The following is a 23,169-nucleotide window of genomic DNA, read 5'->3' as shown; positions in this document are numbered from 1 at the left end:
GACCCTTCTGTTTCAGCATGCGGACGACCATGACACCCCAAGCCCGGGTGAGATACCCAGCCCCAGCAAATACACTTCATGTGGTGAATATAATGAACAAGTGGTTTAGGGGCAATTGCCGGAAAGCTCGTCGTGGAAGATGCTCACGTCAATCATACCACATAGGAGGTTTCGATGACGTCGCGTCTCAATGCGCTGAAAGGCAAATTTATAAAGATTAAAGAACCCACGCGAGACGCTGTCTCCGACACGGCTCCCGTTGAAAAAACGGTGAAGGACATTATCGCTAATGTCCGCGAGCGTGGCGACGCAGCGGTTCGTGAATACTCGCTCGCTTTCGACAAAGCCGATGTCGCTACCTTTGAAGTCACAGAGGAAGAGAAGCAGAAGGCTTTTGCTGATCTTGACCCACAGACACGCGAAGACACCGAGTTTGCCATAGCAAACGTCCGCCGCTTCGCAGAGGCTCAGCTCGGCACCATTCTTCCGCTCGAAATCGAGAGTCTTCCGGGCCTGCACTTGGGGCACCGCGTTATTCCCATTGAGATCGTCGGTTGCTATGTGCCAGGTGGACGCTATCCACTTCTTTCGGCACCGGTTATGACGATAGTCCCCGCTAAGGTAGCTGGCTGCGACCAGGTGATTGCTTGCCTACCCCCAAATGCACATCCTGCCATGATTGCTGGCTGCCACCTCGCTGGCGCAGACCGTATCTTCCGAGTGGGCGGTGCACAGGCTATTGCAGCAATGGCTTACGGGACCGAGACCATTCCTGCCGTCGATAAAATCGTCGGCCCGGGCAACGCATTTGTCAACGAAGCGAAGCGTCAGGTCTTTGGTCAAGTCGGTATTGACCAGTTGGCGGGACCGAGTGAAATCTTCATCGTTGCCGATGAAACTGCCAACCCAGCAACACTCGCGACCGACATGCTGGCCCAGGCCGAACACGATGTGCGTACTCGTGTTGGTCTTGTAACGACCAGCCGTGAGATCGCAGATGAGACCATAAAGGAAGTCGAGAAGCAGCTCGAAACACTGTCGACGGCTGCTGTTGCCGGTGTCGCGTGGAAGGACTACGGCGAAGTTACCCTCGTAGAGGACGAGGAAACGATGATCGCCTATTCCGATTACATCGCAACTGAGCACCTTCAGGTCCACACGCGCGACGCGATGGCAACAGCGAGGAAGCTGCGCAACTATGGTTCCATCTTTATCGGTGAACTCGCAAGCGTTGTATACTCCGATAAGTGCTGCGGAACCAACCACACGCTGCCAACGATGGCCGCGGGTCGTTATACTGGAGGCCTTTGGGTTGGTTCGTATGTAAAGATCGCCACCCACCAGTGGCTGGATGAGCGTGGCGTTGCTGCGGTTGCTCCTGCCGCTGTTCGCCAGAGCGCGACAGAACAGCTTGAAGGTCACCGCCGCGCTGCGGCGTTGCGCCTGAGCCCTAAGCAGCTTGCAGCAGAATGATCTGATCCCGCCGAAAGTCTGAAGCTAAGGAAAACCGTCGAAAAATTTCGGCGGTTTTCTGCCTAAAAAAACATGATTGTGGCGTCGACTAGTCGTATCCGCCAAAACAAATTCCGGCCATAAATAGACAACGACAAAACGCCGTGACAGCGATATGTCACGGCGTTTGCTTTTGGTGAACTCTATCACCGCACCTATTGCTGTATCACCACTCAGCGACGCTGCCATCTTCATGGCGCCAGACGGGGTTGCGCCAGCGATGCCCTTCCTTGGCGCGCTCAATCACATAGGCTTCATCAACCTCAACACCGAGGCCAGGTCCCTGCGGAATGCCAACAAAACCATCGGCATACTGAAACACGTCCTTGTTGGAGATGTAATCAAGGATATCGTTGGACTTGTTGTAGTGAATGCCGAGGCTCTGCTCCTGAATAAAGGCATTGTAGCTCACGGCATCAACCTGCAGGCAGGCAGCAAGAGCGATTGGACCAAGCGGGCAATGCGGAGCAAGCGCCACGTCATAGGCCTCCGCCATCGTCGCGATCTTTCGGCACTCGGTAATGCCGCCAGCATGGGACAAATCCGGCTGTAAAATATCGACATAACCGTCAGATAGAACAGACTTGAAGTCCCAACGTGAATAGAGACGTTCACCAAGCGCAATCGGCGTCGAGCAATGGTTGGCGATTTCCTTCAGCGCTTCCCGGTTTTCAGACAGCACGGGCTCTTCAATGAACAGCAGGTTATAGGGCTGCAATTCCTTGGCCAGGACCTTGGCCATCGGCCGGTGCACCCGGCCATGGAAATCAACGCCAATGCCGATATGCGGGCCAACGGCCTCGCGAATTATCGCGATGGTTTCAACGGCCTTTTCAACCTTTTCCCAGGTATCAACGATCTGCATTTCCTCGCAGCCATTGAGCTTGATTGCCTTGAAACCACGGGCAACCACATCACGGGCATTGTTGGCCACATCGCTCGGCCGGTCACCCCCGATCCAGGAATAAACCTTGATCCGATCACGAACCTGTCCACCCAGCAAAGCGTGAATGGGCTGGCCCAGCGCCTTGCCCTTGATGTCCCAAAGCGCCTGATCGATACCGGCAAGCGCACTCATGTGGATGGCACCACCGCGATAGAAACCACCGCGGTACATGACCTGCCAATGGTCTTCGATCATCATTGGATCTTTGCCAACGAGATAATCGGCCAGTTCATGCACAGCTGCTTCAACGGTCAGCGCACGGCCTTCGACAACCGGCTCACCCCACCCGACAATTCCCTCATCCGTTTCTATCTTCAGGAACATCCAGCGCGGAGGGACAATGTAGGTCGTCAGTTTCGTAATTTTCATGAAGCTTCACTCATCTAGCAATAAAGTCCGGAAGGGAAATCCGCGATCAGACGGGACAGTGATCGGGATGTTTGCGCACAGCGATTGCAAGATCGCGCGCTGCAATTTCGAGCATGTGGTTGGCGCATGTCCGTGCCGCATTGGCATCACGCACACGCAAGGCTTCAACAAGCTGATAGTGCACATCCAGCGCCTCGACCCGAGGTATCCACTGCCTCGTTGGAGGCGTGCAGGGAAAACTCCAGCGCGGCGCTAATAATGCTCGAAAGCTGCATGAAAACCTGATTGTGACTGGCTTTGAGCAAAGCGGCATGGAAGGCAACATCCGCCTGCGTGAATTTCTCCACATCACCTTCAGAATCACGCATCTGCTGCCAAGCCTGCTCTATCTCGGCAATCTCCTGCATGCTGGCGCGTTGCGCGGCAAGTTCGGCGGCAAATGGTTCGATTGCCCGGCGGGCATCGAGCACGCATTGCAAAAGATCCAGTTCAAAAATGCGCGGACCGATCCACTCCAGAACCTGCTGATCGAGGATGTTCCAGTCTTCCTTGACGCAGACCTGCGTGCCGATACGGGAACGTCCACGTACCAGGCCTTTGGATTCGAGAATCTTCAACGATTCCCGGATCACTGTCCGGCTGACGGAATATTGCGTGCACAGCTCGTTTTCTGTGGGCAGCATGCTTCCTGCGGGAAACACATCGGCAAAGATATCAGTCGCAATCGCTCGCGTTACATTTTTCTGGACACGAGGGCGTTTGACGCTCCCGGCACCATTGGCTGGCACAGCCTGTTCCTGCCGTTCTTGCAACGCCACTCTTAACCTCCCGCTTGCTTCGCCACATGTCGCGATCCTTATCGCAGTTTCACTCACATGGCGATGCCGTGTCGCATATCACGACCGCTATATGTCATATACTGACTTTTTATTCATCATACAAATGCAATTGACGAATATGATGAAAGAAACTAAACAACATACACTGCAAAGGCAGTCACCTAGGGAGAGAGACAATGGGCTTTGTTAAAACAGCCATACTGGCTGGCACTGTCGCCGTATTCGCCGCGACCTCCGCATTCGCCGCCGACGTCAAGATCGGCTTCATCGTCAAGCAGCCGGAAGAACCGTGGTTCCAGGACGAATGGAAATTCGCTGACATCGCCGCAAAGGAAAAGGGTTTTACCCTTGTCAAAATTGGCGCTGAAGATGGTGAAAAGGTACAATCCGCCATCGACAACCTAGGCGCACAGGGCGCGCAGGGCTTCATCATCTGCACCCCCGACGTGAAGCTCGGCCCCGGCATCGTTGCGAAGGCGGCAGCCAACGACCTGAAGATCATGACTGTTGATGACCGCCTGGTAAATGCAGATGGCAGCCCGATTGAAGATGTGCCGCATATGGGCATTTCTGCCGCAAAGATTGGCGAGGCCGCTGGCCAGACAATCGTGGATGAAATCAAGAAGCGCGGCTGGGACATGAACGAAGTGGGCGCAATCCGCGTCTCCTACGACCAGCTGCCGACGGCCGTTGACCGCGTGAACGGTGCGCTTGACGCTCTGAAAGCTGCAGGTTTTCCGGAAGCCAACATCTTTGATGCGCCACAGGCAAAAACTGATACGGAAGCCGCTCTCAACGCAGCTACTGTCGTTCTCAACAAGAATGCCAAGATCAAGAAGTGGGTCGCCGTCGGCCTCAACGACGAAGCCGTCCTCGGTGCGGTCCGCGCAACGGAAAGCGTTGGCATTACGGCTGACAACATGATCGGTGTTGGAATCGGCGGCGCAGAATCCGCGATCAACGAGTTCAAGAAGGCTGACGCGACCGGTTTCTTCGGTACCGTCATCATTTCCCCGAAGCGCCACGGTTATGAAACCGCTCTCAACATGTATGAGTGGATTGCCAACGACAAAGAGCCGGAAAAGCTTATTCTGACGGCTGGTCAGGTCGCGCTGCGCGATAACTACGAGGCAGTTCGTGCCGACCTCGGCATTGAATAACCACTGATCCGAAAAGCAATGACCGGCCGCGTAAGGCGGCCGGATTTCCTGTCGGAGTGCACTATGCAAGATTTTCTGGAATTCAGGTCGATATCCAAAGGATATCCCGGCGTGCAGGCGCTCGCTGACATTTCTCTTGGCGTACGCAAAGGTTGCGTGCACGGCCTAATGGGTGAAAACGGGGCGGGAAAATCGACCCTCATCCGTATTCTGTCGGGCGATCAGGCGGCTGATGAGGGGCAAATCCTTATCGATGGTGCCGTTCAAAATTATCGATCGGTGCGTGATGCATTCGATGCCGGCGTCATCGTCATCCATCAGGAACTGCAACTCGTTCCTGAGCTGACAGTGGCGGAAAACCTCTGGCTTGGCCGGTTTCCGGGCAAGGCTGGTGTTATCAACCGCCGCGAAATGATCAGCGTCGTCAAACAGAAGCTCGTCGAAATCGGCATCGATATCGACCCCTCCGACAAGGTTGCTTCGTTATCGATTGGCGCACGCCAGATGGTGGAAATTGCCAAGGCGATCATGGCGGATGCACGCGTCATAGCGCTCGATGAACCCACCTCATCGCTCTCGTCCCGTGAAAGCGAAATCCTGTTTGCACTGATCGAGAAGCTCAAATCTCAGGGCATCGTCATCCTTTACGTGTCCCATCGACTGGATGAGATTTTCCGCCTCTGCGACAGCATGACGGTGCTGCGTGACGGCAAACTTGCCGCACATCACCCTCATATTGCAGATGTCACACGCGAGCAGATCATTTCAGAGATGGTTGGCCGCGAAATCAAGAACATCTGGGGCTGGCGTGACCGTCCAAAAGGCGAAGTTCGCCTTGATGTGAAAGACCTCAGTGGCCATAAGTTACCCAAGCCGATCAGTTTCTCCGTCCGTCAGGGAGAAATTCTTGGTTTCTTCGGTCTGATTGGTGCCGGCCGCAGCGAAATGTCGCGCCTGGTTTATGGTGCCGACACCCGTTCGCAAGGTAAAGTCACTGTCGACGGACAAGCTGTCGCGGCTGACAGCCCTCCCCACTCCATACGGGCCGGCATTGTTCTTTGCCCTGAAGACCGAAAATTTGACGGCATCATTCAGGGGCGCAACATCGAGGAAAACATTTCAATTTCCTCGCGGCGCCATTTCTCGCCATTTGGCGTGTTGAAGCCGAAAAAAGAAGCAGAATTGGCCGACACCTTCATCGCAAAGCTGCGTGTGCGCACGCCGTCACGTCAGCAGGACATCATCAACCTGTCGGGCGGCAACCAGCAGAAGGTCATCCTGGCACGCTGGCTGTCCGAACAGGGCGTCAAAGTCCTGATTATCGACGAACCAACGCGCGGTATTGATGTCGGCGCCAAGGCCGAAATTTACGAAATCCTCTATGAACTGGCCGCGCAGGGCATGGCGATTGTCGTCATTTCCAGTGAATTGCCTGAGATCATGGGCATTTCCGATCGCATCCTGGTGATGTGCGAAGGCCGTGTCGCAGTCGATGTCGAACGGCCCGATTTCAACGAACACCGCATATTGGCGGCGGCACTGCCTGATGTGTCCAACGCGAGCGAACTTCCAACCCAACAGGTACAAGCACGATGACCTCTCTGAAAAAACTCCTTCTCGGCGAACAGGGGCTCGTCGTTCTTTTTGCCATCGCCTTCGTGATCGTGGCGTTGACCGTTCCGAACTTCCTGACTGAACGCAACATGCTTGGCCTGCTGCAATCCGTCGTGACGATCGGCATCGTTGCCTGCACCATGATGTTCTGCCTGGCTTCACGTGACTTTGACCTCTCGGTCGGCTCGACCGTTGCCTTTTCAGGCATGGTGGCCGTTATGGCCTCCAACGCCACCGGCTCCATCATTCTCGGCCTGATCGCGGCGCTGCTGTGCGGTGGCGCCGTTGGCCTCATCAATGGTCTGGTGATTGCGAAATTCCGCATCAATGCGCTGATCACCACGCTTGCCACCATGCAGATTGTCCGTGGTTTTGCGCTTATCGCGTCGGATGGTCGCGCCGTAGGCATTAATGATCCGAGCTTTTACCAGCTGGCCTTGTCCAAATTCCTGGGCATTCCCACACCGATCTGGGTCATGGCTGCTATGTTTATTGCCTTCGGATTTCTGCTGAACCGCACCGTGTTCGGCAAGAACACACTGGCAATCGGCGGCAACCCGGAAGCCTCGCGTCTTGCCGGCGTTAATGTCGTCAACATGCGTGTCTGGATTTTCATGTTGCAGGGTCTGGTCTGCGCCGTGGCCGGTGTGTTGCTTGCGTCCAGAATTACCTCTGGCCAGCCCAATGCCGCGACCGGCCTTGAACTGTCAGTTATCTCGGCTTGCGTGCTTGGGGGCGTGTCCCTGGCAGGTGGTCGTGCGGCCATTAGCGGCGTTATCGTTGGTGTCCTCATTATGGGGATTGCCGAAAACGTCATGAACCTCCTGAACATTCAGGCTTTCTACCAATATGTGGTGCGTGGCCTGATCTTGTTGTTGGCCGTGTTGCTCGACAATCTGCGCTCCTCTGCAGCCGGTCGCCGCCAGTGACAGAACAGACAGGACATCATCTGCACGACGGACAGCTCGACGTATGGGTTTCAACAAAAGGCGGTAGCGTAAGCGCCGCCTTTTTTGAAAGAACACCTGTCTTTGTGGCGGCTGGCGGACCAGACCGACAGGCTGCATGTTTTCCTCTGGTGCCATTTGGCAATCGGGTAGAATTCAACAGCTTCAATGTTGGAGATGAGGTCTATCGCTTTCAGCCGAACAGCAGTGATCCACTCTATGTGCACGGCGATGGCTGGCTGGAAGACTGGACAATCACCGATAGCAACTCACAGACGATTGAACTGTCGCTGCGTCATTGCGCCAATGATATAACGCCGTATGACTATGTCGCACATCAAAGGATCTCTGTCTTCGAAGGGCGCCTGACAATGGAACTGTCGGTGCAGAATGAAGCGGCCAAGCCCATGCCATTTGGCCTTGGTTTTCATCCGTTTTTTGCCCGCACCGAAGCTGTTACGGTAAAGGCGGCAGTCCAGACCTTCTGGACAGAACGCCAAGGGCATCTACCGGGGCCGAGCGCTGCTATTCCTGCAGATATCAATCTTTCTGATGGTACCACCCTGCCCGCCCGTTTTATCAACAATGCGTTTTCGGGTTGGGATGGTCGCGCTGAAATCATCTGGCCGGAACTCGGCATAAACGCAGACCTTGAGGCAACGCCCAACAACGACGTCGTCATGTTTTACACACCAACCGAACGTCGCGACTTCTTTTGTTTCGAGCCGATGACACATCTTCCCAATGGTCATCATTTGGCTGACTTTGGAGGTCTGGTCCTCCTTGAAAACGGCCAGCAACTTCAGTCCGGTTTCAGCATCCAATTCAGGAAATCATCAAATGACTAGCAGATTAAACGGCAAACGCATCATGATCACGGGTGCCGCGCAAGGTATCGGCCTTGCTATCGCGGAAGCATTCGCGCGCGAGGGTGCCGATCTGCTGCTGGTTGACCTCGATGGCGATCTGCTGGCTGCAACGGCACAGCGTTTGAAACAGTCCGGCAACAAGATCGCTCACCGCACTGGTGACATCTCCAATGCTGCCACAATGGCTGAGGCCATAGCCTATGCAAAGGACGAAATTGGAACACTCAACGCATTGGTGAACAATGCCGGCGTGAACGTGTTTTCCGATCCGCTGTCGACCACCGATGAAGAATGGACACGTTGCTTTGATATCAATCTCAAGGGCGCCTGGAATTGCTGCCGCGCGGTTTTGCCAGATATGATCGCAACAGGTGGCGGCGTTGTCCTCAATATTGCTTCGACCCATGCATTCACCATTATTCCGCACACATTCCCGTACCCACTAGCCAAACATGCGCTGCTGGGACTGACGAAGTCGCTCGGTCTTGAATATGCGGGGCAAAATGTACGGGTCAACGCGCTGGCACCTGGTTATGTCTCGACCCAGAAAGTCATCGACTACTGGAACAGTTTCCCGGACCCCGAAGCCGCCAAGGCCGAAACCATGAAACTGCACCCGACCGGCCGCATCGCCACGCCAGAAGAAATCGCCATGGCAGCGGTGTTCATGATTTCGGACGAATGCCCGTTCATGAATGCCACATGCCTGACCGTCGACGGCGGATTGAGCGTACAGCAACATCCGGCTTAAACCGGCAGCACGCGCTCTGATAAAAACAAAGGGCGACCTCATCTTGCCGTATGAAGTCGCCCTTATTTTATAATGCGGTCAGGGCTGTTCAGGATGTTGCAACGATATCCTGCCAGGCCTCATAGGCCGAAAGTACCGTATCCATCTGCGCGGTATGACCGGCAATGAAGTCATCACCATAGATGGTTTCATCAGGATATTCGGTAATCAGCGTCATTGGCACCGTGTGGCGATCATCAACCGATGCCAGGCATGGGAAACCATTGATGACACGGAAACCGGTTTCTCCAGCATGAATTTCATAGAGCGCAACCTGGCGCTCATTATAGGCCAGCAGGCCCGGTATCGCACTGAGGTGCTGTGTGACACGGTCCAGTAGACGTTCGGCCTGCGGTTCCCAACCGGCGTGGTAACGCGCCACCAGGAAAAAGCCCTTCGGCAACGTCCACATCGCAAAATTGCGCGGCACATAACCCGAAAGCGGACGCGTCCATTCATGGGACGGGTAACCGTGCAGATTGACGTGCAGCAACGCGCCGCTCAATTGCTGCGCATCAAAGCGGATCTGCTTTTCGTTGATATGGCCAGCTGCGGTTTCTTCGGTGCGATACTCAAGATCGTCACCAAGTGCCGTGTAGCGGGCGGCATGATGCATATGGCGCGGATTATCGACACAAAGGCGCTGGTGTAGTGCGTAACCGTCCGGGTTCTCCAGCGGAGAAATCGTAAAATGTGCGCCCGGCCGTTGCACGAGCTGTTTTGCGGCCCTGACCGCGCCGCAAATGCCAGTGGTCTCATTAGGATGTTGACCACCGCTGATCATCACGGCAGCGTCAGTACCATTGATATAACGGGCATGCAGCACACGTCCTGCTCTGGAGCGCGCCTCAAAGGCCTCGCCACCCACCTCGGAAAGTGCGGTAACGATCTGCTGCGTGGCTAGCGGGCGTGTCGCCGTATCGAGATTCTGGACCTCACCATCGAGGTAGCCGGTCGTCAGCGGGCGCAGAGAAACGCAGACCGAGACGGCATTTCCGTCCCTGAGGATCTCAGGAACAATCTGGCCCGGTTTCAAGCCGCGATCGCCAATGGGACGGCCGGACTTTTTCTGGAAAAATTCCAGAAGCGAAAAGTAGAAATCTTCGTGCAGCGCTTCACGCAGGCTTATCGCCTCGTCGCCAACCGCAATCCGCTCATCGTCGGCAGGAAATGCAACACGAATATTGAGCTCTTCGAAATAAGGCTCATCCATTCCCCAGTCGTAAGTGGCAACAGCGTCGATCGCAGAGGCAAACAGCGATTCATAATCGGTTTCCAATCGCACCCCTGGCTCGTCGTCACGCTGCACCCAGCCGGTCGGAGACAGATTGGTTTCGTCCGCCGCATCAACATGCACACGGTTGGGAGCAAGGACCTTGATGGTCTCTGTCCGACCCATTCGATGTAGGACAACGTCATAATGCAGGTTCGCGTCCTTGCGAGCGGTGAAGCTTATCGCGCGCGCTCCGACCATTTCTGCAAGGGGATAGGCCTCGAGACGAAACCTGTTTTCCGGTGCATTGGGATGCACTGGATAAAACACTTCAATGCTTTCAACGCCGTCGAGATTAATTTCTTCCAAAAAAGCATAAAGCAGCGGCTTGTAGGCGCTGCGCAGCCGCGCCGTAATGCCTCTTTCAGCAAAAGCGCGCTCGGCGGTACGGCGGCTTGCCCGGTCGTCGAAAGTCCAGGCCTGCAATGTGCTGCCAGGCAACGCTTCTGCAAGCAAAGTATCAAGCGTGCGCGTCAAACGGCGGTCGAATAGAATTGTCATGGCAATTTACCTCGAAGTACGGCCGGTAGGGTCGAGACTGTCACGCAGCCAGTCACCCAGAAGGTTTAGGCCAAGAACGGTCAACAGAATGGCCAGACCGGGGAATACGCTGACCCACCAGGCCGTTTGCAGGTAGGTGCGGCCGTCTGCCAGCATGCCACCCCAGCTCGGAATTGTCGGATCAACGCCAAGGCCCAAGAATGTCAGGCTGCTTTCCAGCAGAATATTGTTGGCAACGTTCAGGGTCATCAGCACGATTACCGGACCTATCAGGTTCGGCAGAAGGTGCTGGAAGATGATGCGCCAGTCTTTGACACCAATCGCTCGCGCCGACAGAATGAATTCGCGCTCACGCAATGTCAGCACCGAGCCACGCACCAGACGGGCGTACTGCACCCATTGCGATACGATCAGCAGAATTATGGTGTTGGTCAGGCTGCCACCGACGATGGCAATGAAGGTGATCGCCAACAGGATGAACGGCATGGCAAGCTGCAGGTCGGCAAAGCGCATGACCAGCATGTCCCAGAAGCCACGGTAATAACCGGCAACCAGTCCGACCACGACGCCAAACACGACGGCACCGAGAACAGACGAAAAGCCGACGAGCAGCGAAATCTTGCCGCCGGCAACAACACGCGCCAGCACATCACGTCCAAGTGGATCAGTGCCAAACGGGTGTGCAGCACTTGCAAAGGGTCTTGCCAGACGGGCCATAAGGTCGATCTTTTCTGCCCCGCCGGGGAACAGGAAATCGGAGAATAGCACTGCAAGGCAGATAACAACGGTCAGGCAAGCGCCAAGCACAAATTCAAGACTTGCAAAGCGGGAAGCGCGTGAGGAATTGGCAGCCATCAGCGATTACTCCGTGCGAATGCGCGGATCGACCAGCCCATAGGCAATATCGACCAGCAGGTTAATGCCGACAATCAGCAGAGAAAGAACGGTGATGACACCCTGCAGCACAGGATAGTCGCGCGCGGCGACCGCATCAAAAGCAAGCGTGCCCAGGCCCGGCCAGTTGAACACACGTTCAATGACCACGATACCACCGAGAAGGCCGCCGAACTGCAGGCCGAAATAGGTAATGAGCGGAATGGCGCAATTGCGCAGCGCATGTTTGTAGAGAACCTTGCTTTCGCTCAAGCCCTTGGCACGGGCAACCATGACATATTGCGACTGCAGCGTGTCCAGCATGGCTGTGCGCACAAGACGAACATTGGTCGCGGTCAGGATGACGCCCATGGTCAATGCGGGCATGACATAGCTGGACATGCCAACCATGCCGCTTGGCGGCAACCAGCCGAGCGTTATGGCAAACAGCAGTACCAGCATTGTCGCCAACCAGAAATTCGGGAAGGAAAGACCAATCAGCGAGAAGATGCGAATGGTCTGATCGGCAGCCTTGCCACGCGACGTCGCAGCCTTGATGCCGAGCGGAATGGAAAGGGCGATCGACACGAACATCGAGATAAAGGCTAGCAGCAACGTAGCCGGAAGCGCATCGCCAACAAGACGGGAAACGGAGGTGCCGCCGGTAAAGCTGCGTCCGAGATCGAACGTGACCAGCCCTTTGAGGAAGCTCACATATTGCACGAAGAACGGCCGGTCAGTGCCCAGTGCTTCACGTATACGCGCCAGATCATCTTCCGTCATGCTTCCGCCGCCGCCCTGAAACATCATCAGGGCCGGGTCGCCTGTCAGGCGCACGGCAAAAGACACAAGAAGTGTAATGGCAATGACGACAAAAAGCGCCTGCAACAATCGTTTGATGAGGAAACCGGCCACGTTTTTTCCCTTCGCAAGTCAGAGGCGCCGCCCGTCAGGCAGACGGCGCCGTTTTCGTCGGATTACTCGACGGTTACCTCATTCAGCTTCAAGCGGTTGTCAGGAGGAGCGACAAAGCCCTTCACGCGCTTGTTGATGCCGAAGATGGCGTTGGAGTTGTAGAGCGGCAGTTCAAGTGCCTTGTCGGCAACATACTGGCCAACTTCGCGAAGGATCTTTTCACGCTCTGCACGGTCGGTCAGCGGACGCTGCGATTCCAGCAGCTTGTCCAGCGTCTCGTCCTTTTCATACGGGTTCCACTTTTCACCCGAGTGGTACATGGCATAGGCCGTGTTATCGAAGTCGAATGTCCAACCGCCCCACTTCTGCTGGAACATCGCGCCGGTTTTGCCCTGCGGGATGATGTCGTTGACCAGCACGTTGGTCTCATAAGGCTTGATGGTTGCATTCAGGCCGACCTGCTGAAGGTAGCTGGCAATAACCTGTACCACTTCATTCATGGTGGAATCTGCACCGCGAACGTCGATCTGCAAAGGCGTTCCAGCCTTGACGCCAGCGTCAGCAAGAAGCTTCTTTGCACCGGCAGGATCGTAAGGCAGCGGCTTCAGTTCGGGATCATAACCAAAGGACAGCGCGCTCTGGAAGCTTGCGATCTCCGATGCCTGACCAGCCAGAATGGACTGGACGATGGTGGAACGATCGACAGCCATGATGATGGCCTTGCGAACACGCGGATCGGCAGTGATGCCATCACGGGTGTTGAAACGCAGCGCATCTACGGTTGGGCCGGGAACGCTGACAATCTCCAGCTTGGAATCGCCGGTGATGACAGGGATCATGCCAATCGGAATGGTTGGCGGAATAACGATGTCGACACGACCGGCCTGAAGTTCGGCAACGGCTGTGGCCGGCTCGGCGATAAAGCGGTACTCAAGCTCGGAGATCTTCGGTGCACCACCCCAGTAGTCCGGGTTGGCTTCCAGCTTGATGTCAACCTTCGGAGCATAGGACGCGAACTTGAACGCGCCGGTACCGACCGGGTTGACGTTGAAGTTGTCTTCACCCTTTTCCTCAATGTATTTTGGCGGAACGATCATCGCGCCATAACCGGCCAGCTTGGTCAGCAGCACTGGGTCCGGCGACTTGAGTTTCATCTCGACCGTGTAGTCGTCGATAACATCAACGCTTTCGATAACGGTGTAGTTGGAACGCTGTGGACCCTTGGCGCCTTCATCTCCCAGAAGACGGTCAAAGGTGAACTTGACGGCAGCAGCATTGAAGTCTTCACCGTTATGGAATTTGACATTCTGGCGCAGCTTGAAGCGCAGCAGTTTGCCGTCATTCAGCTCTTCCCAGGATTCAGCAAGTCCCGGAACAACTTTAAGGTCAGGACCACGGTAAGTCAGACCATCGAAAATGTTGGTAGAAACGGAAGCCCATGCCACCAGAAACGTGTCGATCGGGTCCCAGCTTCCCGGATCCTGTTGCAAGGAAACCGTCAGTTTCCCAGCGGCAGCGGCTGGCTGCGCCGAAGCAAGAGCCAGCGCCATGAAAGTAGCACTTATTCCCCATTTGATTATTTTCATGTACCTCTTCCTTTTAGTGATACGCGATTAATCGCTATTTTCAGGCACTTTTTGCTACGAAGTGACCCGGATTTATTTCCTCACGTTCGAGAATTTTTGGTTCGTTGCCCACAGCACGAATAGGACTTGGGATTTCGCCTTCCAGCATCGCCGTATTGCGGGCACGGGTCGGATCGGCAACCGGCACAGCTGACAGGAGACGGCGGGTATAGTCATGCGCAGGCGTTTCAAACACTTGCTGGCGGCTGCCCATTTCCATGATCTGACCAAGATAAAGCACGGCAACGCGGTGGCTCATTTTCTCCACCACTGCCATGTCATGGCTGATGAACAGATAGGCCAGACCGCGCTCTGCCTGAAGGTCCATGAACAGATTGATGATCTGCGCCTGAATGGACACATCGAGAGCCGAAAGAGCCTCATCGGCAATAATCAGTTGCGGATCGGATGCCAGTGCACGGGCAATGCAGACACGCTGACGCTGACCGCCGGAAAACTCGTGCGGATAACGGCTGGCGAATGAGCTATCGAGACCGACGCGCTCCAGCAATTCATCAACCCGGCGACGCACCTCTTTGGTGCCCAGGATCAAACCATGGGTATTGATCGGTTCGGCAATCGAAAAGCCCACTGTCTTGCGCGGATCGAGTGACGCGAACGGGTCCTGAAAGATGTACTGCACCTTTTGACGCATGGAGAAACGCTCGGCTGCCGACATATCGCTGTAGCGTTTTCCGGCAAAGGAGATTTCGCCAGCACGTGACGCCTGCAACTGCTGGATCGTGCGACCGATTGTCGATTTGCCGGAGCCGGATTCACCGACAAGCGCCAGTGTTTCACCCGGACGGATATCAAAGGATACTTTGGAAACGGCACTGCAGCGATGCGTCACTTTGCCGTACCAGTTCTTTTTGATATCGAAGCGCACAAACAGATCCCGCACCGACAGCAGAGGTTCACCCTCTTGGCGAACCGTGTTCTGAACACGTTCCTCGCCAACTGTCTTTGGCTCACCGTCCTGAAGCACCGTCAATGGCTTACGGATCGGGAACTCTTCGCCCGTCATGCTGCCAAGACGTGGCACAGCCGACAGCAGGGAGCGTGTGTAGGGGTGCTTGGGGTTAGCAAAAATCTCGGCAACCGGGCCTTCTTCAACCTTCTTGCCCTTCCACATGACAACAACATCGTCTGCCATTTCGGCGACAACACCCATGTCGTGGGTAATGAAGATCATGCCCATGCCGAGCTTCTGCTGCAGGTCACGCATGATGTTGAGGATTTGCGCCTGAATGGTCACGTCTAGCGCCGTCGTCGGTTCATCGGCGATCAACAGCCGGGGACGACAGGCCAAAGCAATGGCAATCATCACACGCTGGCGCATGCCACCGGACAACTGGTGCGGATAACGGTCCAGAAGCTCTCCGGCATCCGGCAGGCGCACCATTTCCAGCAGTTCCTGGGCTTTTTTGCGTGCTTCAGCCTTGCCGATCTTCTCGTGCAGGATCAGCACTTCACATACCTGGTCACCGATGGTGAAAACTGGGTTCAGGGAGGTCATCGGCTCCTGGAAGATCATGGCAATTTCCTTGCCACGGATGGAGCGCATTTCCTTCTGGGTCAGTTTCAGCAGATCTCTGTCGTCAAACAGAATGCTGCCGGTGTCGAACTTCGCACCCATCATGTCGGCCAATCGCATGGTCGACAAAGAGGTTACGGATTTACCGGAGCCGGACTCACCCACAACAGCAACCGTGCGGCCCGCTTCCACCTTGAATGAAAGGTCGTCAACGACCCGGCGTCCGCCAAAGCTGACACTTAAGTTGTTGACTGCAAGCAGCGGTCGCTGAGTGTTCGGGGAATTGGTCATGCCTTTGTCTCCGGCTTGGCCTGTCCGGCGTTATGGGAAGATGTGCCCGTTTCAATCGGGTCGATGCGCGCAATGACAGTTGCCGCCTGCTGGAATGTACCGGCTTCGGCGAGCAGTGTGATGACGCCAGAACGATGTGCAGAGATGGCCGTTTCCATTTTCATGGCATCCATCATCGCAACAACCTGGCCTTTTTCGACTTCAGCACCGTTTTCAATGCGCCAGTGGGCAAGCATTCCAGCGAGTGGCGCACGCAATGCGTTTTCATCTGCCGCAGCATCCGCTTTGGCGTCTGCCGGTGTCATGTGAGCCTGACCGAAAAGTCGCAAGAAACTCTCCGGCAGGCCAATCTCGACACGCTTGCCGTCAATCTCGGCAACACCGCGCAGCAGGGCTGCGTTGCCCTGTTGTGCCGGGCGTGCAGCTTGTTCAAGCACAGCTGCGAAATCAGTCTCGATCCAGCGAGTATGAACCTTAAAGTCGGCGCCCGCAAAATCATTTTCCTGCATGACTGCACGGTGGAACGGCAGGGTCGAGGGCACACCTTCGATGACGAACTCACCAAGTGCGCGACGGGCACGCAGAATTGCCTGCTCACGATCCCTGCCCCAGACAATGAGTTTCGCCACAAGGGAATCGAACATCGGCGGCACATCGCACCCATTGTTCACGCCGCTGTCCAGACGGACACCCGGACCGGCAGGCGCTTCAAAACGGGTGATACGACCGGCGGATGGTAAGAAGCCACGACCAGGGTCTTCCACGTTGATACGAAACTCGATGGCGTGACCACGCGGTTCTGGTGTCTGTGTAAACGACAGCGTTTTGCCTTCAGCAATGCGGAACTGCTCGATGACAAGATCAATTCCGGTTGTTTCTTCGGTAACCGGATGTTCCACCTGAAGACGGGTATTGACCTCAAGGAAAGAAATGACACCGTCGACGCTCAGCAGGAACTCCACAGTTCCGGCACCGGTGTAACCCGCCTCTGCACAGATATCTCGGGCAGCTTTATGGATGGCCTGACGCTGCGCGTCGGAAAGGAACGGTGCAGGCGCTTCCTCGACCAGCTTCTGGTTGCGGCGCTGCAGAGAACAATCGCGTGTGCCGACGACGACCACATTGCCGCTGCGATCGGCAAGAATTTGTGCCTCGATATGGCGCGGCTTGTCCAGAAAGCGTTCGATGAAACACTCACCACGGCCAAATGCCGCCACCGCTTCACGCGTGGCTGACTCAAACAGTTCTTCGACTTCGTCCAGATGGCGAGCGATTTTCAGACCACGTCCGCCGCCGCCATGGGCAGCCTTGATGGCAATTGGAACGCCATGTTGTTTGGCAAAAGCAAGCGCCTCAGACGCCGTTTCAATTGCACCATCACTGCCGGCAACCAGCGGCGCACCCACACTTTGTGCAATACGGCGCGCCGAAAGCTTGTCGCCAAGCACTTCGATGACCTCAGGATCGGGACCAATCCAGATCAGGCCTGCATCGATAACTGCGCGGGCAAATTCGGAACGCTCCGAGAGAAAACCATAACCAGGGTGTACGGCATCTGCGCCGCTACGCTTTGCGACATCAATCAGCTTGGCGATATCGAGATAGGTCTCAGCGGCCGTCACACCTTTCAGCGCATAGGCTTCATCGGCTTTTTTGACGAAACATGCGTCAGCATCCGCATCGGCATATACCGCCACCGCGCGAAGACCGTAATCCTTACAGGCACGAATGACGCGAACAGCAATTTCACCGCGATTGGCAATCAGGACTTTTTTCATCGGGGATCACTCGCAACGAAATCGATATGCGTAAAAGCATTCAGGGCATTAAAACGGATATGAGCGCCAACAGGTATCTGACCTGCCAGATCAAGGTGATGAGCCGCAACATTGGCTATGACGGGATAACCGCCCGTCAGCGGATGATCGGACAGGAAAAGCACCGGCTGCCCGCTGGCAGGCACCTGCAATGCACCGCGAAGTGTTGCTTCACTCGGCAATTCATTGCGGTTTAGGCGCTCAAGCGGTTCGCCCGACAGACGAATGCCGACGCGGCTGGATTGTGGTGTCACCTGCCAGCTCTGCGAAAGGAAACTTTCCACCGCCTCATTGGTAAACCAGTCGGTGCGTGGCCCCAGATAAATATCCAGCGTCACGATCTCGTCGGCATTCGGCATGGCAAAAGCGGGTTGCTCACCCGGCAGCACTGGGGTTTTTACGTTTTGAGAATTAACAGCCACCTGTGTACCGGCATCAAGTACCAAAGGGCCAATCTGCGCCAGCGTATCGGTTGCCACACTGCCCAGCACAGGCTCGACGACAAAGCCGCCACGCATCGCAAGATAAGAGCGCGTACCACTTAGCGGAGACTGAAGAGCAACCACATCGCCATCATCCAGCGCAACGGGCGTATTGAAATCTACGCAGGCAACAGCGCCGTTTGCACTGGTCACAGACGCAGCAGCCGGTGCGCCCGTAAAGGCCATGACACCGCGTCCAACCGCTTTGAAGGAGAAGCCGGCCGGTGCGATTTCCAGTGCCGGTGTGCCGGGACGATTGCCAACAATGCGGTTTGCGAGCTTGAAATTTCCATGATCAAGCGCTCCGGACAGGCTGACCCCCTGCGCTGCCATATGGGCCCGCCCCAAATCTTGCACCAGAACCGGCAGACCGGAGCTCAAGATTTCGATGCCGTTTCGAATATCGGACGAAACACGTGCGACAGGCTCCGCAACAAAAGCTGGCGTTTCAACCGCGTGCATGCTGGAGCGAGCAATGTCGTGGAAACGAACACGCAGGCCAGGGCGCAAAAGCGTTGCGGGGTCACGGGCAAGATCGAACATCGCCAGTGGTGTTCTACCAATCAACTGCCAGCCACCGGGGCTAGCCTTGGGGTAAACACCGCTGAATTCACCGGCAAGGCCGACTGAACCGGCGGGCACGACTGTGCGGGGTGACTTGCGACGGGGAACGGCAAGCTCTGCACCGGGCGCGGAAAGATAGGCAAAACCCGGCGCAAAGCCGGTAAAGGCAACGGTATATTCCGCTTCAGTGTGGCGCCTGATGAGTTCAGACGCGGAGCATCCCAGCAGCTCGGCAACATCAGCGATATCTTCGCCATCATAATGGACGGGGATATTGACTGTTTCGGCCACTCCAATACTGCGCTTTTTGCCCAACCGCGCGGCAACGGCTTGCAGCAACTCGGCCTGGTCAAGGCTGAGTGGATCGAATGCGATCATCAGGGTCCGCGCAGCGGGCACGATTTCCAGAACACCTGGCACAGGTGATTGCTGAAAGGCATCATAAAGCGACAGCGTTTCGTCCAGCCCAACCAACTCCAACAGCAACGCACCGGGACGCAACGGCAAAACCCGTAGCGACGGCACGGTAACAGCAGAAGATGAGGCTGCGAGTGTCATATCAGGCGTGTCCTTCCGCGACGAAGGACCGGATGGATACGCCTTCTTCCGCAAACACGGCACTCAGGCGGGCTGCCATCGAGACTGCATCCGGGCTATCGCCGTGCACGCAGATCGACTGCGCCTCGACCCGAGCGTCAGTTCCAGCGATGGACTGAACAACACCCTCACGCACAAGTCGCAACATGCGTTGCGCCACCACGTCAGGATCATGCAGGACGGCACCGTTTTCACGGCGCGACACAAGCTTTCCGTCGGCAGTATAGGCACGATCGGCAAAAGCTTCCGCGACAACGCGAAGGCCCGCGACACGCGCCTGCTCGATCAAGGGGGAGCCGGCAAGCGCCATCAATACAAGTTCGGGATCAACACTGAGAATTGCCTTGATCACATCAGCCGCCTGACGTTCATCAAAGGCAATCGTGTTATAAAGCGCGCCGTGTGGCTTCACATAATCGACACGGGTACCGGCGGCGGTCGCAAGACCCTTCAACGCACCAATCTGATAGATGACATCGCCAACCAGTTCTTCGCTTGTCGGGTCCATATTGCGTCGACCAAAACCTGCGAGGTCGCGGTAACCGACGTGAGCGCCGATCACGACGCCTTTGGCTTTCGCCTGTTGCAACGTCCGCAAAATTCCGGCCGGATCACCGGCATGGAAGCCGCAGGCGACATTGGCGCTGCTGACAATGTCCAGCATCGCCACGTCATCTCCCATCGCCCAGGGACCAAAACTTTCACCGAGATCGCTGTTCAGATCGAATGTCAGCATCAATAACCCATCAAGAGCGGAGAATGGCAAAAAGCCGACCACCTGCGGGGTCAACCGTCAGCAAAATCTAGCAAAGGGCAACAATCATGTCTATACTGTTGAACAATCTTTCATTATCAACCTACAAAAAATAAAATTATGCACATAAAAGAAGCACTTATTTTGTGTTGCAGGTTATTTTTTCTTGTCTTAGCAGCCATTATAGCACTTATCTCGCTTGAAGCCTCGCACCACGGCGCATAGATTGCGCGCGCTTCATCAATATCGTTGCCGTCATAGTCGGCCCTTTCCTGAAGCGCAGAAAGACACCAGCATGTTGGGAACGCAGATGAAGAAGGCGAAATCCGTGAGCACAACGGCGGCCTCGACTGAGCCGGTGCAAACGCTCGCGGAAACCACAGCTTCCCGCATACGCGAACGCGTTGTATCCGGCACCCTGCCCCCCGGCAGCCATCTTTCGGAAATTGCGCTGGGCGAGGAGCTGCAGGTGTCGCGCAACACCTTGCGCGAGGTTTTCAGACTGCTGACCAAAGAAGGCCTACTGCGTTATGAAGCCAACCGCGGCGTATTCGTTTCAACACCCAGCATGGCGACAATTATCGACATTTACCGCGTCAGACGTTTTATCGAGTGCCCGGCATTGGCGCAGGCCCATCCGCGCCACCCGAGCGTTTCAGTCATGCGCGAAGCCGTCGAAACCGCCAAACGCCACCGTGAAGCAGGTGAATGGCTGGGCGTCGGCAGCGCCGACATCGCTTTTCACTCAGCAATCGTGCAATTGGCAGACAGCCCGCGCCTGACCGCATTTTATGGCCAGATATCGCTGGAGCTGCGCCTGGTCTTTGGCTTGTTGCGTGATCCTGAGTATTTGCACGGACCCTATATCGACCAGAATCAGACGATCCTTAGCCAATTGGAGCGCGGAGCCGCGGCCACCGCAGCTGAGAGCCTGGAAAAATATCTCCTCCAGGCTGAACGTTTCATCCTCGCAGCCTATGCCCGCATTTATGCGGAAAACGGCGAACGGGCCTGAGACACAGCGATCAGGCTGGAGTCTTTACATCAAGATTGTGCATCAGCCGTGCCAGCCAGTCGACGAATACCCTTACCTTGTTCGTCACATGGCGTGTCTGTGGATAGACGATATAAATCGGCAAGCTTTCATGTTCCCAATCGGACAAGACGGGCAAAAGCTCACCGCGCTTTATGGCATCATCGGCCATGAAGGGTGCAAGCTGTGCCACACCCATTCCGGCAACCGCGGCATTGAGATAGGTTCGACTGTCATTGACGGACATGATGTAGTTGGGCGCGATCTCAAGTTTCTGGCCGTCTTTTTCGAAATCCATGGTCATGATCTGCCCGGACACTGCGTTCAGATAGCCGATACAAAAATGTTTATCTTCAAGCTCTTGCGGATGCTGCGGCGATCCGAATTTTTCCAGATAGCGTGGTGCAACGTAAGAGGCCAGCCTCAGTTCTGAAACCTTGCGCGCGATCAGCGACTGGTCTCGCGGCGTACCGACCCGCAAAGCGCAATCGACGTTTTCGGCGATGTAGTCCACCAATCGGTCGCCGACACCCAGATCCAACTTGATCAGCGGGTATTTCTCGTGAAAGGAGCAGACGTTGGGAATAACCACAAGGTCGGCAAAGGCCCCTGCCATTTCGACGCGCAACCGCCCGGAGGGCTGGACCTGCGCATTGGAAAGGCTGCCGTCGAGTTCGTCAATTTCCGAGATGATCTGAATGGCGCGTTCATAATAGAGGGCGCCATCCGTCGTCAGCATTACCCGTCGCGTCGTGCGGTTCAGCAGCGTTGTACGCAGATGCGCTTCCAACCCCTGCACCATGTTCGTGACCGTGGTTTTGGGCATATTAAGCGAATCCGCAGCACGGGAAAAGTTGCCGGTCTCAACAACTCGCACAAATACACGCATCGCCGACAACTGATCCACGCCGACATCCTTTCATTTTCGCTCTATTGTTCCGAATTTTGGAATAGTGTTTTCAATTATGCATGCTTGATCGATTTTATCCGAACAATAATATGCATTTCATGATTTATGGCAAGTGGCGTGCGAGTCACTGCCCAAACCGGACAAAACACGATGAAGACGTATTGGAAAAACATTGAGATTGGCGGGGCTGATACCCCCTGTCTCTCTGTGCGTCTTTATCAAAATGAGACTGTCTCACGCACACCGCCGCTGATCCTTTACCTGCGTGGCGGTTCGTTTCAGGAACAAAGCGGCCAATGTCCGGAACTGCCTGTCGCGAGAGCTTTGGCCGAAACGGGTGCTATTGTTGTCGAGGCGGATTATATTACACCGTCGAACAATGAGTTTCCTCAGGCCATTGATTGCGCATTCGAGGCATTGAACTGTCTTTACAACCACCGGAAACAATATGGCGGTGCAAAGTCTCAGCTGTTTGTGGCTGGTGAAGAGGCCGGTGGCAATGTCGCAGCAGGACTAGCGCTCAAGGCACGCGACCGCATGCCCGGAGAACTGACAGGACAGATCCTGCTCTCTCCTATGATTGATCCGATGATGGCAACAGCGTCATTCCGCAATGCCGACAGCATAGGCATGCGACAACGCTGGGCTGATGGGTGGAGTCACTATCTGGCAAAAGCGTGTGGCTTTTTCCATCCTTATGCTGCTCCTTGCCAGTGCACACGGCTCAGCAAGGTCGCGCCAGCGCTGGTGTTCACTGCCGAGGACGACCCGCTACGTGATGAGACCGTCAATTATGCCGACAGGCTGCGTGACGCGGGCACTTTTGTCAGACAACATGTATTCCCCGCTGGCGAAGGCTGGACGGAACTTTATCGCGGAGGAGGAGGTCAGTGGTTGCCAACCGTCTGTACCGAATTCAACGCCTTTATTGCAGAACTGAAACATTAAAAC

The 23,169-nt window shown here is 55.6% G+C and carries 18 protein-coding genes and 1 pseudogene; 8 read left to right on the top strand and 11 right to left on the bottom strand.

Going from position 1 to position 23,169, the window contains the following annotated elements:
* Positions 1 to 174: 174 nt before the first annotated feature.
* Positions 175 to 1,473 carry a histidinol dehydrogenase gene (gene hisD, locus ACZ5FM_RS20275; RefSeq protein WP_464040556.1) on the top strand — a complete coding sequence of 433 codons (1,299 nt, stop codon included), beginning with the start codon at positions 175 to 177 and terminating at the stop codon, positions 1,471 to 1,473.
* Positions 1,474 to 1,678: 205 nt separating this feature from the next.
* On the opposite strand, the gene dgoD is transcribed toward hisD, so the two are convergent.
* Entirely contained in the window at positions 1,679 to 2,827 is a 1,149-nt protein-coding gene (gene dgoD / locus ACZ5FM_RS20270; RefSeq protein ID WP_259149767.1) for a galactonate dehydratase, read from the bottom strand.
* Positions 2,828 to 2,873: 46 nt separating this feature from the next.
* Positions 2,874 to 3,639, bottom strand: a pseudogene (locus tag ACZ5FM_RS20265) (FadR/GntR family transcriptional regulator).
* Positions 3,640 to 3,842: 203 nt separating this feature from the next.
* On the opposite strand from ACZ5FM_RS20265, the gene ACZ5FM_RS20260 reads away from it, so the two are divergent.
* From ACZ5FM_RS20260 to ACZ5FM_RS20240, 5 genes are all read left to right on the top strand, one after another.
* On the top strand, positions 3,843 to 4,826 hold the full coding sequence (locus ACZ5FM_RS20260) for an arabinose ABC transporter substrate-binding protein (RefSeq protein WP_250985711.1): 984 nt from the start codon (positions 3,843 to 3,845) through the stop codon (positions 4,824 to 4,826).
* A gap of 63 nt (positions 4,827 to 4,889) precedes the next feature.
* A complete protein-coding gene (gene araG / locus ACZ5FM_RS20255; protein WP_464040555.1) occupies positions 4,890 to 6,422 on the top strand; it encodes an L-arabinose ABC transporter ATP-binding protein AraG in 1,533 nt (510 codons plus the stop codon).
* Entirely contained in the window at positions 6,419 to 7,369 is a 951-nt protein-coding gene (gene araH, locus ACZ5FM_RS20250; RefSeq protein WP_464040554.1) for an L-arabinose ABC transporter permease AraH, read from the top strand. Before araG ends, araH begins: the two co-directional genes overlap by 4 nt.
* Positions 7,366 to 8,235 (top strand): aldose 1-epimerase, encoded by an 870-nt coding sequence (locus ACZ5FM_RS20245; protein WP_464040553.1) that lies wholly within the window; start codon positions 7,366 to 7,368, stop codon positions 8,233 to 8,235. The genes araH and ACZ5FM_RS20245 overlap by 4 nt, the downstream gene beginning before the upstream one ends.
* Complete coding sequence (locus ACZ5FM_RS20240) at positions 8,228 to 9,007, top strand: SDR family oxidoreductase (protein WP_464040552.1); 780 nt, start codon at positions 8,228 to 8,230, stop codon at positions 9,005 to 9,007. The genes ACZ5FM_RS20245 and ACZ5FM_RS20240 overlap by 8 nt, the downstream gene beginning before the upstream one ends.
* An 88-nt stretch (positions 9,008 to 9,095) precedes the next feature.
* Here ACZ5FM_RS20240 and ACZ5FM_RS20235 read toward each other — a convergent pair whose 3' ends face one another.
* The 8 genes from ACZ5FM_RS20235 to ACZ5FM_RS20200 all read right to left on the bottom strand — a co-directional run bounded on the left by ACZ5FM_RS20235 (position 9,096) and on the right by ACZ5FM_RS20200 (position 20,257).
* Complete coding sequence (locus ACZ5FM_RS20235) at positions 9,096 to 10,820, bottom strand: M14 family metallopeptidase (protein WP_464040551.1); 1,725 nt, start codon at positions 10,818 to 10,820, stop codon at positions 9,096 to 9,098.
* A gap of 6 nt (positions 10,821 to 10,826) precedes the next feature.
* Positions 10,827 to 11,675 carry an ABC transporter permease gene (locus tag ACZ5FM_RS20230; RefSeq protein WP_250985705.1) on the bottom strand — a complete coding sequence of 283 codons (849 nt, stop codon included), beginning with the start codon at positions 11,673 to 11,675 and terminating at the stop codon, positions 10,827 to 10,829.
* A gap of 6 nt (positions 11,676 to 11,681) precedes the next feature.
* A complete protein-coding gene (locus ACZ5FM_RS20225; protein WP_464040550.1) occupies positions 11,682 to 12,608 on the bottom strand; it encodes an ABC transporter permease in 927 nt (308 codons plus the stop codon).
* 62 nt (positions 12,609 to 12,670) lie between these two features.
* Complete coding sequence (locus ACZ5FM_RS20220) at positions 12,671 to 14,194, bottom strand: ABC transporter substrate-binding protein (protein ID WP_464040549.1); 1,524 nt, start codon at positions 14,192 to 14,194, stop codon at positions 12,671 to 12,673.
* Between the two features lie 40 nt (positions 14,195 to 14,234).
* Entirely contained in the window at positions 14,235 to 16,061 is a 1,827-nt protein-coding gene (locus ACZ5FM_RS20215) for an ABC transporter ATP-binding protein (RefSeq protein WP_464040548.1), read from the bottom strand.
* Positions 16,058 to 17,839, bottom strand: coding sequence for an acetyl/propionyl/methylcrotonyl-CoA carboxylase subunit alpha (locus tag ACZ5FM_RS20210; protein ID WP_464040547.1), 1,782 nt, complete (start codon positions 17,837 to 17,839; stop codon positions 16,058 to 16,060). Before ACZ5FM_RS20210 ends, ACZ5FM_RS20215 begins: the two co-directional genes overlap by 4 nt.
* Positions 17,836 to 19,482, bottom strand: a complete 1,647-nt coding sequence (gene pxpB, locus ACZ5FM_RS20205) for a 5-oxoprolinase subunit PxpB (RefSeq protein WP_464040546.1) — start codon at positions 19,480 to 19,482, stop codon at positions 17,836 to 17,838. The genes ACZ5FM_RS20210 and pxpB overlap by 4 nt, the downstream gene beginning before the upstream one ends.
* Position 19,483: 1 nt before the next feature.
* Entirely contained in the window at positions 19,484 to 20,257 is a 774-nt protein-coding gene (locus ACZ5FM_RS20200; RefSeq protein WP_464040545.1) for a LamB/YcsF family protein, read from the bottom strand.
* A gap of 328 nt (positions 20,258 to 20,585) precedes the next feature.
* On the opposite strand from ACZ5FM_RS20200, the gene ACZ5FM_RS20195 reads away from it, so the two are divergent.
* Positions 20,586 to 21,290 carry a GntR family transcriptional regulator gene (locus tag ACZ5FM_RS20195; protein ID WP_259149779.1) on the top strand — a complete coding sequence of 235 codons (705 nt, stop codon included), beginning with the start codon at positions 20,586 to 20,588 and terminating at the stop codon, positions 21,288 to 21,290.
* 10 nt (positions 21,291 to 21,300) lie between these two features.
* Here the strand turns inward: ACZ5FM_RS20195 and ACZ5FM_RS20190 are convergent, their stop codons facing one another.
* Entirely contained in the window at positions 21,301 to 22,215 is a 915-nt protein-coding gene (locus ACZ5FM_RS20190) for a LysR family transcriptional regulator (RefSeq protein ID WP_259149780.1), read from the bottom strand.
* 153 nt (positions 22,216 to 22,368) lie between these two features.
* Here ACZ5FM_RS20190 and ACZ5FM_RS20185 point away from each other — a divergent pair, with 153 nt between their 5' ends.
* Positions 22,369 to 23,166 (top strand): alpha/beta hydrolase fold domain-containing protein, encoded by a 798-nt coding sequence (locus ACZ5FM_RS20185; RefSeq protein WP_250985697.1) that lies wholly within the window; start codon positions 22,369 to 22,371, stop codon positions 23,164 to 23,166.
* Positions 23,167 to 23,169 lie beyond the last annotated feature (3 nt).

The sequence above is a fragment of the Agrobacterium sp. 5Ca50 genome (assembly GCF_055381905.1).
This window is presented reverse-complemented; position numbering and strand designations above follow the sequence as displayed.

Excerpts from the sequence above, each read along its gene's own strand:
- hisD (WP_464040556.1), top strand. The coding sequence starts at position 175 with ATGACGTCGCGTCTCAATGCGCTGAAAGGCAAATTTATAAAGATTAAA.
- dgoD (WP_259149767.1), bottom strand. The coding sequence starts at position 2,827 with ATGAAAATTACGAAACTGACGACCTACATTGTCCCTCCGCGCTGGATG.
- ACZ5FM_RS20260 (WP_250985711.1), top strand. The coding sequence starts at position 3,843 with ATGGGCTTTGTTAAAACAGCCATACTGGCTGGCACTGTCGCCGTATTC.
- araG (WP_464040555.1), top strand. The coding sequence starts at position 4,890 with ATGCAAGATTTTCTGGAATTCAGGTCGATATCCAAAGGATATCCCGGC.
- araH (WP_464040554.1), top strand. The coding sequence starts at position 6,419 with ATGACCTCTCTGAAAAAACTCCTTCTCGGCGAACAGGGGCTCGTCGTT.
- ACZ5FM_RS20240 (WP_464040552.1), top strand. The coding sequence starts at position 8,228 with ATGACTAGCAGATTAAACGGCAAACGCATCATGATCACGGGTGCCGCG.
- ACZ5FM_RS20235 (WP_464040551.1), bottom strand. The coding sequence starts at position 10,820 with ATGACAATTCTATTCGACCGCCGTTTGACGCGCACGCTTGATACTTTG.
- ACZ5FM_RS20230 (WP_250985705.1), bottom strand. The coding sequence starts at position 11,675 with ATGGCTGCCAATTCCTCACGCGCTTCCCGCTTTGCAAGTCTTGAATTT.
- ACZ5FM_RS20220 (WP_464040549.1), bottom strand. The coding sequence starts at position 14,194 with ATGAAAATAATCAAATGGGGAATAAGTGCTACTTTCATGGCGCTGGCT.
- ACZ5FM_RS20215 (WP_464040548.1), bottom strand. The coding sequence starts at position 16,061 with ATGACCAATTCCCCGAACACTCAGCGACCGCTGCTTGCAGTCAACAAC.
- ACZ5FM_RS20210 (WP_464040547.1), bottom strand. The coding sequence starts at position 17,839 with ATGAAAAAAGTCCTGATTGCCAATCGCGGTGAAATTGCTGTTCGCGTC.
- pxpB (WP_464040546.1), bottom strand. The coding sequence starts at position 19,482 with ATGACACTCGCAGCCTCATCTTCTGCTGTTACCGTGCCGTCGCTACGG.
- ACZ5FM_RS20200 (WP_464040545.1), bottom strand. The coding sequence starts at position 20,257 with ATGCTGACATTCGATCTGAACAGCGATCTCGGTGAAAGTTTTGGTCCC.
- ACZ5FM_RS20195 (WP_259149779.1), top strand. The coding sequence starts at position 20,586 with ATGAAGAAGGCGAAATCCGTGAGCACAACGGCGGCCTCGACTGAGCCG.
- ACZ5FM_RS20185 (WP_250985697.1), top strand. The coding sequence starts at position 22,369 with ATGAAGACGTATTGGAAAAACATTGAGATTGGCGGGGCTGATACCCCC.